This is a genomic window from Mycoplasmoides pneumoniae FH, assembly GCF_001272835.1.
Taxonomy (GTDB): Bacteria; Bacillota_I; Bacilli_A; order Mycoplasmatales; family Mycoplasmoidaceae; genus Mycoplasmoides; species Mycoplasmoides pneumoniae.
The window spans coordinates 733,819-748,536 of record NZ_CP010546.1 but is presented as its reverse complement, the minus strand read 5'-3'; the positions used below and the strand labels follow the sequence as shown (position 1 = coordinate 748,536).

Below are 14,718 nucleotides of genomic sequence, written 5' to 3'. Positions count from 1 at the left end.
TGTTACTGGGATGACCCTAGTACTAAAATCAATAAGACTAAGGGATGCTGAAACAGATTTCCACTACCACTAAGAAAGAACCGTGAGTTAATTTGTCCTTGTTAATGGTCCATAACTCCTTTTTGGACATTAACTACTTCTGAACCACCAACCTCAGCATCCATAAATACGGTAACTACCTCGTTAATAACCTCAATAAGGCACAGTGAAACACGTTGTCGAGTGTTTTACAACTCAAAAAAGCGCCCCATTCCGGTTTTTTGTGAACGGATCAACACAACTATATTCCGCTGCATCGCGTTAAAACCAACTTGTGTGAAAAAATTGAACTGGCCGCGGTGCAACAAAGCCATCCGTTTCACCAAACTATTCATGATTTTTTAAGACAAAGTACTTGTCCTAAAAAACGACAGCGTTTAATTGAAAAACTGCAAATTCCCAATGAGTTGCGCTGATTTTTGGGCTTTAATGCACTCAAGAAGTTAAGCCAGTTTGTGGTGTTTGAACTAGATAACACCAATAAGTTAACGAGTGAAACACTTAGTCAGTTCTTCACCACTAAGTTTGTCAATAAGGTGTACTTTAACCAGATCCAGTTTGAGTACAACAACTTTGTTGGTTTATTGGAAGACCATGAACGTGACCTAGTGGAATTTAGCACCCACTTCTTTAACAGCTTCTTTGAACAACCTGATCACTTAACTAAAAGTTTTTTTGAACAGTACTATGCGCTTACAAGACAACGAGAACGTTTACTGCACAATTTAAAAGTTCAAAGCTATGAAACCAAACACGGGGTTAATACCTACTTTGAAAATTTGCAAATTACCCGTGCACAACAGCAAGCCAATCAGCTTAAGCGTGCCTTCAAAAAACAGCAGCGCAATTCGGTGCAGCTGATTAACCGCTTTATGTCGTCCTTGTGGTGGAGTCAAACCAAGATTAAGTTCAAGAGTATCTTTAACTTTTACAAAACCCGGATTTTGGAAAAACGGATTGTAGCCAAGCGAATCCAAATCAAAATTTGACTGTTAAAGGAACTGAAACAAATGCGCTTACTTAATCCCGATTTGTTAGTGAGCACAATTGCTGAAAGTGAGCGCCTAGTAGAACAGTTAATGAGCAACATCCAGCGCTTGTACCAGCAAATTTTGCAGCTAAAACCAGGTCAATCACTTAACTGAAAATACCAAGCAATTAGCTTTGAATTGGAAAAGTTAACTAAGCCAATTGTTTTGACTCATGATGCGGTGATTGGTTTTTTAATTAAATCTCGTTTAGCTTTTTTGCAAGAATACGCTAAGGGCTTAAATCGCTGTGAGCAACACAACAAGCTGGTCAATGAGTTAAAGCAAAACGTTCTGTTAAACCAAAACCAGTATAAGGGTGAGGTTAGCCAAAGCTATTCGGTTGTAAACCAAAAGGCGGTTTTTAAGGGTTTTATCCAAACAGTTAAAGCAGCGCTTAACTACACTAAGTTAAAACACACCTTAGATCCGTTTAACCTAATGAATATTGTTCAAGAACGCTGTTTTGAACAACTCTTAACTACTTACGAAAAATTAGATTGAACGAAATACGAATTGAACCAACTCTACTTTGTGTGCCGTGCTTTATGAACTAACTTGCACAAACAAACACAACACTTCTTTACCAAATACCAGTTTATTACCCATGGTGTGGTTGACTTTGTCTTTAACCAAGGTCGGAATCAAACTCAGTTTGCCAGCTTAAAGGCCAACTTAAACCGCGATTGAAATTCCCCGAAGTGAAAGTTACTGGTGGATAAAACAGTTAATAAATACTTCGAAGCCAACTTGCACCACCCTCAAGCTTACTTGTTGTTACCTAATCGTAATGCCACTACTTTAACAGAAGCAAACACCACTACCATAAACCAACTTAACTTAAAAACCCAGCTCAAACAGTGACGGGCACACTACCACCTCCTTTTACAAGACATTCGTTTAATCCAGTGGTTGTACAAAAAAGAAATTAAGCAAAAGCAACAGCAAATTAAAGCACTGCTAAAAAATTATGGCACTTTAAATAAGCTGCTCAATACTCAAATTAGTAAAGTCAATAACGTGGTACGCAAAACCTTCTTTGTGGATTCAGAAGAGTGTGATTTAAACCGTTTACAGGCATCGAATAAGCTGCACTTTAATCTCTTAAACGCGATGGTGAATGTCATTAGTTTTTGTCTCAAAAAGTGCCGGCAAAATCCCAAAAAACTAAACCGTACTGCTAACCTCAAAATGCTGTTGGATAACACCTTTAAAAACGGTATTCCGAGCTGAATGATCTTTAGCGATTTAAATAAAATTAACACCAAGCAACGCTTTAAACTTTACCTGTTATTTAAGCTATTGTTACACCCCCAGTTGGTGTTGGTCGACTCCTTTGTCAACTTTAACAAACACACTTATAACTTTACCCGTGGTTTGTTAATTGCCCACCAAAACCAACAAGGCATTGCATATTTATTTAACGATCCGCACAATAACCTCGTAAAGGATTTTTTCACCCAAACAATTAACTTTGAAACCAGAGCTAAAAACTAATGATTTTATTCGCGTTAAGGGCGCGCGTGAAAACAACCTGAAGAATGTAAACATCGATATTCCCAAAAACCAGTTTGTCGTTATTACGGGGTTGTCGGGTTCGGGTAAATCATCACTTGCCTTTAACACCATTTACGCGGAAGGCCGCCGTCGGTATTTGGAATCACTCTCGTCATATGCCAGACAGTTTCTCGGTAACAGTGATAAACCGGATGTAGATTCGATTGAAGGGTTATCCCCAGCCATTTCAATTGACCAAAAAACCACTTCACACAATCCCCGCTCCACTGTGGGAACAGTAACGGAAATTTACGATTACCTCCGTTTACTGTGAGCGCGGATTGGTATACCCTTTTGTCCTAATGGTCATGGTGCCATTCAAACCCAAACCGTTAACCAAATTGCCAACCAGATCTTTAACTTACCGGTTAAATCACGGATTCAAATCTTAGCCCCTACCATTAAAAACCAACGCGGTACCTTTGCTAATGAGTTTGCTAAATACCAACAGTTAGGCTTTCTCCGGGTTTGGGTTGATGGTCAGGTCTATACCTTAGATGAAGAAATTAAGTTAGACAAGAACACCAAGCACAACTTGAGTGTGGTAGTGGACCGGATTGTCATTAACCAAGACAAGCAAACCTTGGGTCGGATTGTTGATGCGATTGAAGGTGTGATTAAACTAACTGAGGGTCGGATTGAAGTGTTGTTGGAAGATGGTAAGATACTTAGTTTTAATAAGAACCACGGTTGTGATCAGTGTGGTTTTTCAATTAGTGAACTAGAGCCACGCTTATTCTCCTTTAACTCCCCTTTAGGTTCGTGTGAGTACTGTAAGGGTTTAGGTTTTAGTTATGAACCGGATGTGGAAAAGATTATTCCCAATCCGTTGTTGTCCATCAATGAAGGTGGTATTGACATCTTTAAGAACATAGTGCACGGTACATCACTAGATTGACAGCGCTTCTTGTCTTTAATTAACCACTATCAAATTCCCCTAGACCAACCCTTAGGTCAAATGGATACTGATTTAGTACGGATGATCTTGGAGGGTAGTGATGAACCAATTGAGATTAAAACAGTATCAAACTCAGGTGCCAAAAATGTGCGCTTTGAACACTATGAGGGTGTGGCTCACTTAATTAAACGCCGTCACTTAGAGACTAGTAGTCAAGCCAGTCGTGAATGGTACTCGGCTTACATGTCTGAAATTACCTGTAAGAAGTGCCAGGGCAAGAAGCTTACTACTAATTCTTTAAGTGTCAAGTTAGGTGGGTTGGACATTATTAGCTTTACGGAACTCTCGATTGATAAAGCAATTGAATTCTTGTTGCAAATAGAACTGAATCAAGAACAGAAGAAGATTGGTGAGTTAGCTCTTAAAGAGATTATTAACCGTTTATCCTTCTTGAAGAATGTGGGCTTAGAATACCTTAACTTAGCGCGCCGGGCTTCTACCCTGTCAGGTGGTGAAGCACAACGGATTCGCTTAGCCACCCAAATTGGTTCGCAACTCACTGGCGTCCTTTATGTCTTGGATGAACCCTCAATTGGGCTACACCAAAAGGACAATGATCGCTTAATTAACACGATGATGGTAATGCGGGATTTGGGCAACACCTTACTCGTGGTAGAACACGACAGTGAAACCATGCTAGCAGCTGATTACCTCATTGATATTGGTCCTAAAGCGGGTAACCAAGGTGGGGAAGTAGTAGCTGCTGGGACACCGCTAGAGGTAATGGAAAATACTGACTCCTTAACGGGACAGTATCTCAGTGGCAAAAAGCAAATTGAGGTACCAAAAACCCGGCATGCTGGTAATGGTCGCACCTTAACCTTAAAAGGAGCCAAGGGCAACAACTTAAAGAACATTAATGTCACTATTCCCTTAAATAAATTAGTACTAGTGACCGGGGTATCGGGTTCAGGGAAATCAACCTTAATTAACCAAACCTTAGTACCGATCTTGGAACGCTTGGTGAACTATAAGAATGTTAAACCTGCACCCTATAAGGAAATCATAGGGGTCAACCACATTGATAAGGTGGTAGTGGTGTCGCAAGATCCGATCGGTCGCACTCCCCGCTCTAACCCCGCTACCTATGTCAGTGTATTTGATGACATTAGGGAGTTGTTTGCCAACACTAAGGAAGCCAAGGCTCGGGGTTACACTAACTCGCGCTTTTCCTTTAATGTAGCCGGTGGGCGCTGTGATAAGTGTTTTGGTGATGGGGTCATTCGGATTGAAATGCACTTTTTACCCGATGTTTATGTGACGTGTGAAATGTGTGATGGCAAGAAGTACAATCCCCAAACCCTGGAAGTTAAGTACTTAGGCAAATCGATCTTTGATGTGTTACAGATGTCATGTCAGGAAGCTTATGATTTTTTTAAAGCAATTCCGAATATTGCGAGAAAGTTAAAACTACTCTGTGATGTCGGTCTGGAATACCTCCAGTTAGGTCTTAATGTTACCTTCTTGTCAGGTGGGGAAGCACAACGAATTAAACTAGCCAAGTTTCTCCAGAAAAAGGCAACTGGTAAAACCTTGTACGTCCTGGATGAACCTTCAACGGGACTACACATAGAAGACATTAATAAGCTGTTAACGGTGATCCAACGGATTATTAAAAACGGTGATAGTGTCATTATTATTGAGCATAACCTAGATATTATTAAGATGGCGGACTACATCATTGATTTGGGTCCTGAAGGTGGGGAAAAAGGTGGACAAATTATTGCCCAAGGCACACCAGAACAACTGTTAAATCAGGTCGATAAGTCCTACACTGCCCAGTATCTCGCTAAAATCTTAAAGTAAGCTTAAACATGCGCAAGGTCCTTTACCAGAAATACCGTCCCACCAAGTTTAGCGATACTGTCGGTCAGGACAGCATTAAACGCATTATTGTTAATGCCATTACCCAAGACCAATTACCCCACGGTTACATCTTTGCGGGGGAGCGGGGTACGGGAAAAACGACCTTTGCCAAGATTATTGCCAAAGCCATTAACTGTTTAAACTGGAACGGCGATGTTTGCAACCAGTGTGAGGCATGCCAAGCGATTAACAGCAACAGTGCGATTGATGTGTTTGAAATTGATGCTGCTTCCAAAAACGGGATTAACGACATTAGGGAGCTAGCGGAAAATGTCTTTAACCTACCCTTTAAGTTCAAAAAGAAGGTTTACATTTTGGATGAAGCCCACATGCTCACCCCCCAATCTTGGAGTGGGCTTTTAAAGACCTTAGAAGAAGCACCCGATTATGTCTTGTTTATTTTTGCCACCACCGAATTTAACAAGATTCCGATCACGATCTTGTCGCGTTGCCAAAGCTTCTTCTTTAAACAAATTACTAACGATCTCATCCAGCAACGGTTAGCGGAAGTAGCGGCTAAGGAAAGCATTAAGATTACTACTGATGCTTTGGTCAAACTAGCTGATTTAGCGCAAGGTTCGTTGCGTGATGGGTTGAGCTTGTTGGACCAAATTAGTAACTTTAGTGAAAGTAAAACCATTAGTTTAGCTGATGTTGAAAAGACCTTTAACCTGCTTGACAAGGAACAAAAGTTTGGTTTTATTGAAGCAGTTTTAAGTGGTGATCTCAAACAATCCTTTCACTTAATTGACAACTTTGAAAGTCAAGGGATTAACTTTGTTCACTTTCTCAGGGAACTGTTTGCCCTAACAGTTGATTTATATGGTTATGTCAAAACGGGACAAATTGCAGTTGTAAAACCCAGCGACCAAACAATGGCGGCAAAGCTTCGTTTTCACCCCAAACAGTATGCTCTTTTGGTTCAAGCAATTGAAGCTAACAATGGTTATGGTCCTTCACAACTATCCTTAAGTGATCAGATTAAAGCAATTGTGATTCACTATAAAAATGCCGTTAGCAAAGAGCCACACATACCCGCTTATACGCCAGTGGTACAAACTCAATCACCAGCAAAAGAACCCGTTCCTTCAAAAACTGTAGAAGAGGCCAAGCCCCAACTACCAGCAAAAGAACCTGTTCTTTATAAAGTAATAGAAGAACCTAAAGTTTCATCATTCGTAAAAGATCCTGTTGCTTCTAAACTAATAGAACAACCCCAAACTATAGTGCAACCAGAAGCACAGCAAGAAATTACAGAAGTAGAACAACCAACAGAAACTTCACCAGCTCCAGCAACTGATTTATTTGGGTTAGCGATTAAACCAGAGGTGGTACGCAAACGCGGTCGTAGACCTCTTTCTGTAGAAAACACTGATTTTTTTCAGCCCGCTGTTAAAAAATTAATACAGCCTGTAAGCAAGCCTGCTCCTATTAAGTTAATAGAACCATCAGATAATAACCCAGTTTCCATCCCAATAAAACTTAACCGGGCTGTGATTGCCGTTTCTGTTTATGGGCACAATGATCCTAAACTAGTAGCCCACTTCCAACAGTTATTGGACAGCTTTAAAAGGGAGTTCACCCAAGCAGAAAAAACTAAAGACAGCAGTTACTTAAAGCAGTTTTCCGATAAGTTTACCGCTAGTGATTTAAGTAAGGCTATTAAGGTTCTAGCAGCATCACCCTTTGGTTTAGTCTTAATTTTCGAAGATAAAGAGATAGCAACAAGGTTGTGAAAGGAAGCGCTTACCGAAGCGACTGCCCAAGCCACCTTGTTAGAAATTTTTCAACAAAACCTGTTCTTGAGTTCCTTTACTTTGAGTGAATATGAAACTAAGGTACTAGCTAAAGTGGAACAACTAACGCATAAACCCCAAGTGTTGCAATTACAACAGTTAGAACAGTTAAGTAGTACCGTTGTTAAAAAAGCTCAAAAAACAGCGGCACAGGAGATCGCTGATACGTTCTTCAAAGGGCTTTATGAAGAAAAGTAATAAATTAGAATAATAAGCAGTTTTGTTAATATGCAAAAAACATCAATGCTAACAAAAGAACAGGCCAACAAGCGACGACAGTGGTATATTGTCGACGCTGCTGGGCTCGTTCTCGGTAAGTTAGCGGTTAAAGCGGCCGATCTTATTCGCGGCAAGAATAAAGTTGATTTCACCCCTAACCAAGATTGTGGTGATTACTTGATCATTATTAACAGTGATCAAGTTGTGTTGACTGGCAATAAAAAAGAAAACGAGTTTTGGTACCACCACTCCCAATACATTGGTGGCATTAAGAAGGTAAGTGGTCGTGATATGTTGAAAAAACAATCCGACAAACTGGTCTATAATGCTGTTAAGGGCATGTTACCTGATAACCGTTTAAGCCGTCGTTGAATCACCAAGGTACACGTGTTTAAAGGTGATAAACACAACATGGAAGCGCAAAAACCTACCACTTTAAATTGAAGCTAATATAAATGGAAAAACAATCTTATTATGGACTTGGACGCCGTAAGTCTTCAAGTGCTAAAGTTTATCTAACGCCTACCCAAGACAAGGGTAAGATTACTGTTAACCGTCGTGATCCTAGTGAATACTTTCCCAATAAAATAGTGATCCAAGACATGGAACAACCTTTAGATCTCACTGATCTTAAAAAGAACTTTGATATCAATGTGGTAGTTAAAGGTGGTGGTTTTACCGGACAAGCTGGTGCAATTCGTTTAGGAATTGTTCGCGCGCTTTTACAGTTCAATCCAGAATTGAAAAAGATTCTCAAGTCCAAGAAACTAACTACCCGTGACAAGCGGGTTAAAGAACGGAAGAAGTTCGGTTTATACGGTGCCCGCCGTGCTCCACAATTTACCAAGCGTTAGTTTTTTTCAATAAACTTTGAGCTGTCCAGTTCCCCACTTAATCTTTAAACTTAAAGGAGATTAAGTTTTACTGTGTTGATTAAACGTTTCAAAATCAAAGATATTTGCGATATTAAACGCGGTAGAGTTATCAGCAAACTATATATCAAAAACAATCCAGGAGAATTCCCTGTTTATTCATCAGCAACAGTTAATAACGGTGAAATCGGTAAGATAAAGGATTGTGATTTTAATGGAGAGTACGTCACTTGAACAACTGATGGAGCCCAAGCTGGTAGTGTTTTTTATCGTAACGGTCAATTTAACGCAACCAATGTTTGTGGAATTCTTAAGGTAAAAAGTGATGAAATTAATACTAAGTTTTTAGCTTATGCACTTAGATTAGAAACACCTAAATTTGTTAATTATGCTTGCCCTATTCCTAAATTAATGCAAGGAATTTTAGCAGAAATTGAGCTAGATTTCCCACCTTTGCAAATTCAAGAGAAAATTGCTACTATCTTAGATACTTTTCCGAGCTAAGCGCCGAGCTAAGCGCCGAGCTAAGCGCCGAGCTAAGCGCCGAGCTAAGAGAGCGAAAGAAGCAGTATGCCTTCTATCGCGATTATCTGCTCAACCAAGAAAATATCCGAAAAATTTACGGAGCAAATATACCTTTCGAAACTTTTCAAGTAAAGGATATTTGTGAAATTAGAAGAGGTCGAGCGATCACTAAAGCGTATATTAGGAATAATCCTGGAGAAAATCCAGTTTATTCCGCAGCTACCACAAATGATGGTGAGTTAGGACGCATTAAAGATTGCGACTTTGATGGTGAATACATCACTTGAACTACAAATGGTTATGCTGGAGTAGTTTTTTATCGTAATGGCAAGTTTAATGCATCACAAGATTGCGGTGTTTTAAAAGTTAAAAATAAAAAAATCTGCACCAAATTCCTATCCTTTTTATTAAAGATAGAAGCACCAAAATTCGTTCATAATCTAGCTTCAAGACCAAAACTAAGCCAAAAAGTAATGGCTGAAATTGAACTCTCTTTTCCACCTCTAGAAATTCAAGAAAAGATTGCTGATATTCTCTTTGCCTTTGAAAAACTTTGCAATGATTTAGTAGAAGGTATTCCTGCTGAAATCGAAATGCGCAAAAAGCAATTGGATTATTACTACCATTTAATCTTTAGCAAGATTGCTCACTTTTCCAAACAATTAGCTTAGTAATTTAAAAAGCTTTAAAGCACTAATTTTCTAAAAATTGGCAAGTTAAAAACTTTAGTTCAATTTATTGAATGTAAAGATTGCCATGCCTTTTTTGAAATATTGAAAATTAATGGGTTTTTCATTAACCCCACTGTTGCTCTCTAGCGCAACTATCAATTCACATGTAATTGACAGCTCGTTTTACTTAACAAAAAATTTAGTAGAGAGCGAAAATCAATCACCTATTCAGTTCAATCAGCTATCGCGAATTATTTTAGTTCAATTAGAGTTTGACCCTGATTCAATAGTTGATAATACTTCTATCACCTTTAATAACCGAACGCTTGGCCAAAAAGCTCTTTTGAAATTACGTTTTAAAAGGGAATTTACCTTAGCGATTCAAGAAATTACAGAGCTTAATCAGTTAGTTGATCAAGCAATTGATAAAAATACAGTTTTACAAAATTTCTTAACGCTTAAAAATGTTGAACGAAAACAGCAATGAGAACGCCTAAGCTACCTTTATAAACTGCTAAATTTTGATTTTAGGGATCCTCAAGAATTAAGTCTTGTTCGTGATTTACCAAGGCTTTTAAAAACAATTTTTGAGTCTGCATCCATTAACTTTCAAGTTAGGATGGGTGGGCAATTAAGAAAGATTACTTTAGTTAAAAACAACAATAACGTTTTTAATCTAGGCCAGTTTGAACAATTCTTAAATTTAGATCAAATTAGCATTAATTTATTTGAAGTTGAATTTCTCTCTTTTGATTTCATATCAGATCAATATCCTAGTTGAACAGCGAAGAATTTACCTGTGTTTTCTTTATTTGAATCTGCTAAAAATAAACCAACCATTCAAAAAACAAACCAGGGCATTCAATACCGTTTAAGGTTTCGCTCAAATTACAACGAACAGTATTTCAATAAATATCGTTTTAGCATTCCCGTCGTTAATAACGGCAAGGAGTTTAGCGTTTTAGACATCCAAGATAAAGAATTGACTGAAGAGCAGAAAAACCAAATAGCTTTTGTAATTAAAAATGGTTTTTTCATTTCAGGATGATACGGCATTAACTGTTGCCTTAAATTCAATCAAATTAGTTAAAAATCCTGAAGAACTAATTCCTGGTTTAATTCCGACAAATCCTAAAACGGGCATCTTCTATATTGCAGCAGAAATTACTAACAGCAATAATTTCTTTAAATGAGGCACAGATTCCAATCGGGAAATTATTAAAGGCCAGATGTACTTTCTCAAAAAAGAAACAAAGATTCCAACAATTCGTACTTACTTGTTTCAAATGAGAACACACAAAATTGCTTTGAATGCCAATGACGTTTGATTTCAAGCTAACAATGACAAAGTTAAGGTAATTGTAGACGGGATTGAATTAGATCAATTTGATCCCAAATTGCCTAACGTTGCTTTCTTTAACGATTACCAAGTAGATTTGGTTTCTACCTTAACGTTAGCTGATAAGCAACTTTTAATAAGAAGACTGAACCTTGCATTAGTTGGCATGAACTTAATGGTTGATGAACAAGCTACTAACATAGAAACTTTTCCCAAACAAATAAGACTCACTACAAAGTCAATAGATCAATCGTTTGATTTTGATGTTGAATTTAATCCAAAAGCTAGTGAACTTAATGTAATTGTTAAGGTTGACGAACAACCATTATTTAAGTTGGATTATGAACTAGTGATTAAAAATTCAAACACTCTACAACTTGTTAACCGCAACAAGCATTTAGGCATGTATATCTGGTCTGTTGCTGATCAACGATACCAAGCTAAATTGCTCGATACCTTGCAGTTATTTCTTCAAAGTAAGCAGATGTACTTAAAAGAAAAGATTCCGCTTAAACTGCAGGATAATACCGCAACTTTTAAAATCGCCAAACAGGCTCAACCAAATAATGGTGAAAATAAAAACACCAATTTTATTGGTTACTTAGTAATTGCTGCTAGTAGTCTGTTTTTAGTGGTAGTTGCTTTTAGTTTTTACTTTTACAAGCGCAAAAAGAGTTTGAAATCGCACAAACAAAAAGCAGTTGTCAAAACGGATAAATAAAAACTTTTAAAAAATAACAAAAAGCAGTTGTCAAAACGGATAAATAAAAACTTTTAAAAAATTGGCGTCAATTCCCTTTTTGAGCAATTTAATAGATGAAAAAGTGAATTAATTATGCGCTCATATCATTATTTACCTTTATTAGGTTTTGTTGCGTTCCCAACTCTTTTAGCGAACGCGTCGTTGGATAAAAATCTTGTTGATAGTAGTTTGTATATTTCTAACTCAGCACACCACAATCAAGGGTTTACTGTTGGGATCAAATTAAAGGATAGTTATTTCCGTAAAGACTTTAATTTCGAAAATCCTTTAATTTATAAACCAAATAACAAAACTACTTTTGGTTGAAACTATTCCACCCTTTGAACTCAGCTAGCGGATGGCTATTATGACCGGTATAACCAATTGCTTAGAGAAAATAACTTTAATTGGTATAACAATATCTATTACATCAAAGATGTTAACTTAGGCATTGAAAGTAGCTATACTAGCAGTTTGGCATGGAACAAAACTTTTAGCTATCCCGGAGTTAGAAACTCCTTTAAATCAGATATACACGACCTTCAGTATTTCCACTTTCACAATGATAGTAAGTCTGGTTTTGGACCATCTCGCATTAATGACCCGTGGTATCCACAGCATGATAAATATGTGACATTAAGCGCTGGTCGAACTGCCGAAGAAGCTAAAAACGCAGGATGATCTATTCCTTATAACTTAGAAACCCAAAGGCTATTTAGTCCTGTATGGAATAGAAATAAAGACTTTAAATGGATTAATGTTTTTTTCGGTTTTATGAACCGTTCCTTATCAGTTAAGTCACCTAACATAAATGACATTGTTCAAAATGCTAAGTGAATTAAACAAGGAAAAAATGGCAATTACTTTATTATTTTTAATGCCTATGCAATAACACAAAATGATGGTTTCTTTGAAGATAGACCAAACAATATTTTCATTGCCACTCTTTGAAATAACTGGTGGTTGGAATCAACTCCCATTTACATTTATCGTGTTTTTTGAGAGGTGGAGTTAATTAAAACACCTAGAGTATTTGAACAAGATAATGTTCAGTGGAATGAGCCAGTATTACCAAAAGAAACTTGAGTATTTTCCATTGATAACAAGCAAGCAAATGCATATTGAAGTAGTTCCAATGGTTTTAAAGATAAGGTAATTAAAGATCGTAAGATCATGGAAGCCTTTACTAGAAACCGCCAAGTAACCCAATCAATCTTGAATATGGGTAAAAACGTTGTAGTAAAGCCATTAACTGATGATGAGGAACAAAGTTTGTTTAGCAATAAGTGGGACATTTTCAAATACACCCCAATTATCCCAGTAAACGCTCAGCGCTTTGGTGTTGACTTTTATGTGGAACAACATAATGCAGATCTAAAACCACCTATTAGTTTTAGTCAACTTTCTAGGTTGTGACTTTCACAATTACAATTTGACCCTAATTCGGTAGTGGATACTCTGTCCAAAACATTTAATGAAAAAGATCTATCTCAAAAAGATCAATTACAAATAATGTTCAAAAAGGAGTTTACTCAAGCGATTGCCCAAATTAGTAAGTTGAACGAAGAGATTGATTTAGCTACTGATAAAGCAACAGCGCTACAAAAGTTTGACTCTTTAAAGTCCAAGGACAGCAACGTTAATTTTGCTAGCTTGCAGTACCTCTATGACTTATTAGGGATGGAGCCTACCAATAAAGAACACCTTATCTTCATTAGGAACTTACCAGAGATGTTGCAAACTATTTTTGCACGAGCCAAACTTTTAGCTAAAGTCAAAATTGGTGATACCTTGCAAGAAATTACGTTGCTTAAAAACAATGTCAATGTGTTTGATATCAAAACTTGAGAAAAATACTTGACACCACAACAACACGCTTCCAACGAATACACCATTAACTTTTTAAGTTTGGATTTTATTGTTGACGGTTATGAATCAGAAAACTTGCACTTCCAAGTAGTTGATCAACTTTTTGGTGCAGTGAAAAACCTACCAACGATCAACAAAATTCCAGAAGGTTACCAGTACAAATTTAAATATCGCAGTAACTTTAGCAACCAGCAATTTAAATAAAAGGACTTTAGTGTTCCGTTACACAAAGCGATTAAAAGCTTTAGTGTAGGTGAGTTAAAGCAACGCATGGAAAAACTCAATGATTTTGAAAAGCAACAAATTGTTTTTGTCATTAAAAACAGTTTTGCTGGTGTTGATAAAACCGTGTTAGATGTAGATGCTAACAGCTTAACCTTTGTGGAAGATCCCCGACAATACAAACTTGATTTAGGAAACATGAACGAAAACAAAGGTTTCTTCTATGTGTTAGCCGACATCCACAACAGCAACGAACTGTTTAAGTTAGGTTCCACGATCGATCCCGAAATTATAAAAGGGCAAATGTACTTTGTTAAACAAAATCAAATAAAGCCCAACACACGCACTTACTTGTTCAAAATTAATACGCGCAAGCTGTTGCTTGACAAACAAAAGTTGTGGTTTAAACCCCACTTGGAAACCCAAACAGTGAGCTTTATGTTTGATGAATTCGAAATTGGCAAATTAGATATAGAAACATCCAACATCCAATTAATAGATGACTATGAGTTTGAGTTTCAATCAGACTTTAGTTTGCAAGATGAACAAGTGTTATTGGAAAAACTCAACATTGTTTTGAGTCAAATGAACCTCCATGTGGAAACGAAGAATGCTAGGTTGAATCCGGTAAATAAAATGGCTTATTTAACCGTTTTAAAAAACAACCAAAAGTTCAACTTAGAGTTCCATGTTGATCGCTATACTAGTCAGCTCTCCATTCAAGCAATGTTGGGTAGTCAAAGACTTTTTGCAATTAACTATGACTTAAAGCTATCACAAAATAAGCAAATGCTATATCTCATTAATAAAGATGGTCTAGAAAAGTCAGTTTGGTTCAACATTAAAAATGACAGTCAAACTAAGCTAGCACAACAACTAGCTAGATTCTTAAAGGAAAACAACTTCCAGTTTAGACAAAAACCAGTCTTTGATTTCCACACCCAAAACAAAGCCTTTGCACTGGAAAAGTTGGACAATAAAGATGACACTGATTAAACTAGTGCTAAAACTAACC

At 37.3% G+C, this 14,718-nt stretch carries 7 protein-coding genes and 3 pseudogenes; all 10 read left to right on the top strand.

The features are described 5' to 3' along the window. Positions 1-44 precede the first annotated feature (44 nt). The 10 genes and pseudogenes from F539_RS03515 (at position 45) to F539_RS04520 (ending at position 14,699) form a co-directional block, all read left to right on the top strand. Entirely contained in the window at positions 45-2,564 is a 2,520-nt protein-coding gene (locus tag F539_RS03515; protein ID WP_014325640.1) for an MPN620 family protein, read from the top strand. After that, positions 2,542-5,388 carry an excinuclease ABC subunit UvrA gene (gene uvrA / locus F539_RS03510; RefSeq protein WP_014325639.1) on the top strand — a complete coding sequence of 949 codons (2,847 nt, stop codon included), beginning with the start codon at positions 2,542-2,544 and terminating at the stop codon, positions 5,386-5,388. The genes F539_RS03515 and uvrA overlap by 23 nt, the downstream gene beginning before the upstream one ends. Positions 5,389-5,396: 8 nt before the next feature. Continuing rightward, positions 5,397-7,442, top strand: coding sequence for a DNA polymerase III subunit gamma/tau (dnaX, locus tag F539_RS03505; protein WP_014325638.1), 2,046 nt, complete (start codon positions 5,397-5,399; stop codon positions 7,440-7,442). A 30-nt stretch (positions 7,443-7,472) separates the two neighbouring features. Next, the gene (rplM, locus tag F539_RS03500; protein WP_010874974.1) at positions 7,473-7,913 is read left to right on the top strand and encodes a 50S ribosomal protein L13; all 441 of its coding nucleotides are present in this window, start codon (positions 7,473-7,475) and stop codon (positions 7,911-7,913) included. Between the two features lie 5 nt (positions 7,914-7,918). Next, positions 7,919-8,317: a 30S ribosomal protein S9 gene (gene rpsI / locus F539_RS03495; protein ID WP_014325637.1), complete on the top strand. Its 399-nt coding sequence runs from the start codon at positions 7,919-7,921 to the stop codon at positions 8,315-8,317. 72 nt (positions 8,318-8,389) lie between these two features. After that, positions 8,390-8,949: pseudogene (locus tag F539_RS04530) on the top strand (restriction endonuclease subunit S); the annotation flags it as partial. 18 nt (positions 8,950-8,967) lie between these two features. Then, positions 8,968-9,480, top strand: a pseudogene (locus F539_RS04525) (restriction endonuclease subunit S); the annotation flags it as partial. Between the two features lie 118 nt (positions 9,481-9,598). Further along, complete coding sequence (locus F539_RS03485; RefSeq protein WP_201281302.1) at positions 9,599-10,621, top strand: hypothetical protein; 1,023 nt, start codon at positions 9,599-9,601, stop codon at positions 10,619-10,621. Continuing rightward, positions 10,557-11,591: a hypothetical protein gene (locus F539_RS03480; protein WP_014325634.1), complete on the top strand. Its 1,035-nt coding sequence runs from the start codon at positions 10,557-10,559 to the stop codon at positions 11,589-11,591. Before F539_RS03485 ends, F539_RS03480 begins: the two co-directional genes overlap by 65 nt. A 114-nt stretch (positions 11,592-11,705) precedes the next feature. Further along, a pseudogene (locus F539_RS04520) lies at positions 11,706-14,699 on the top strand (hypothetical protein). Positions 14,700-14,718 lie beyond the last annotated feature (19 nt).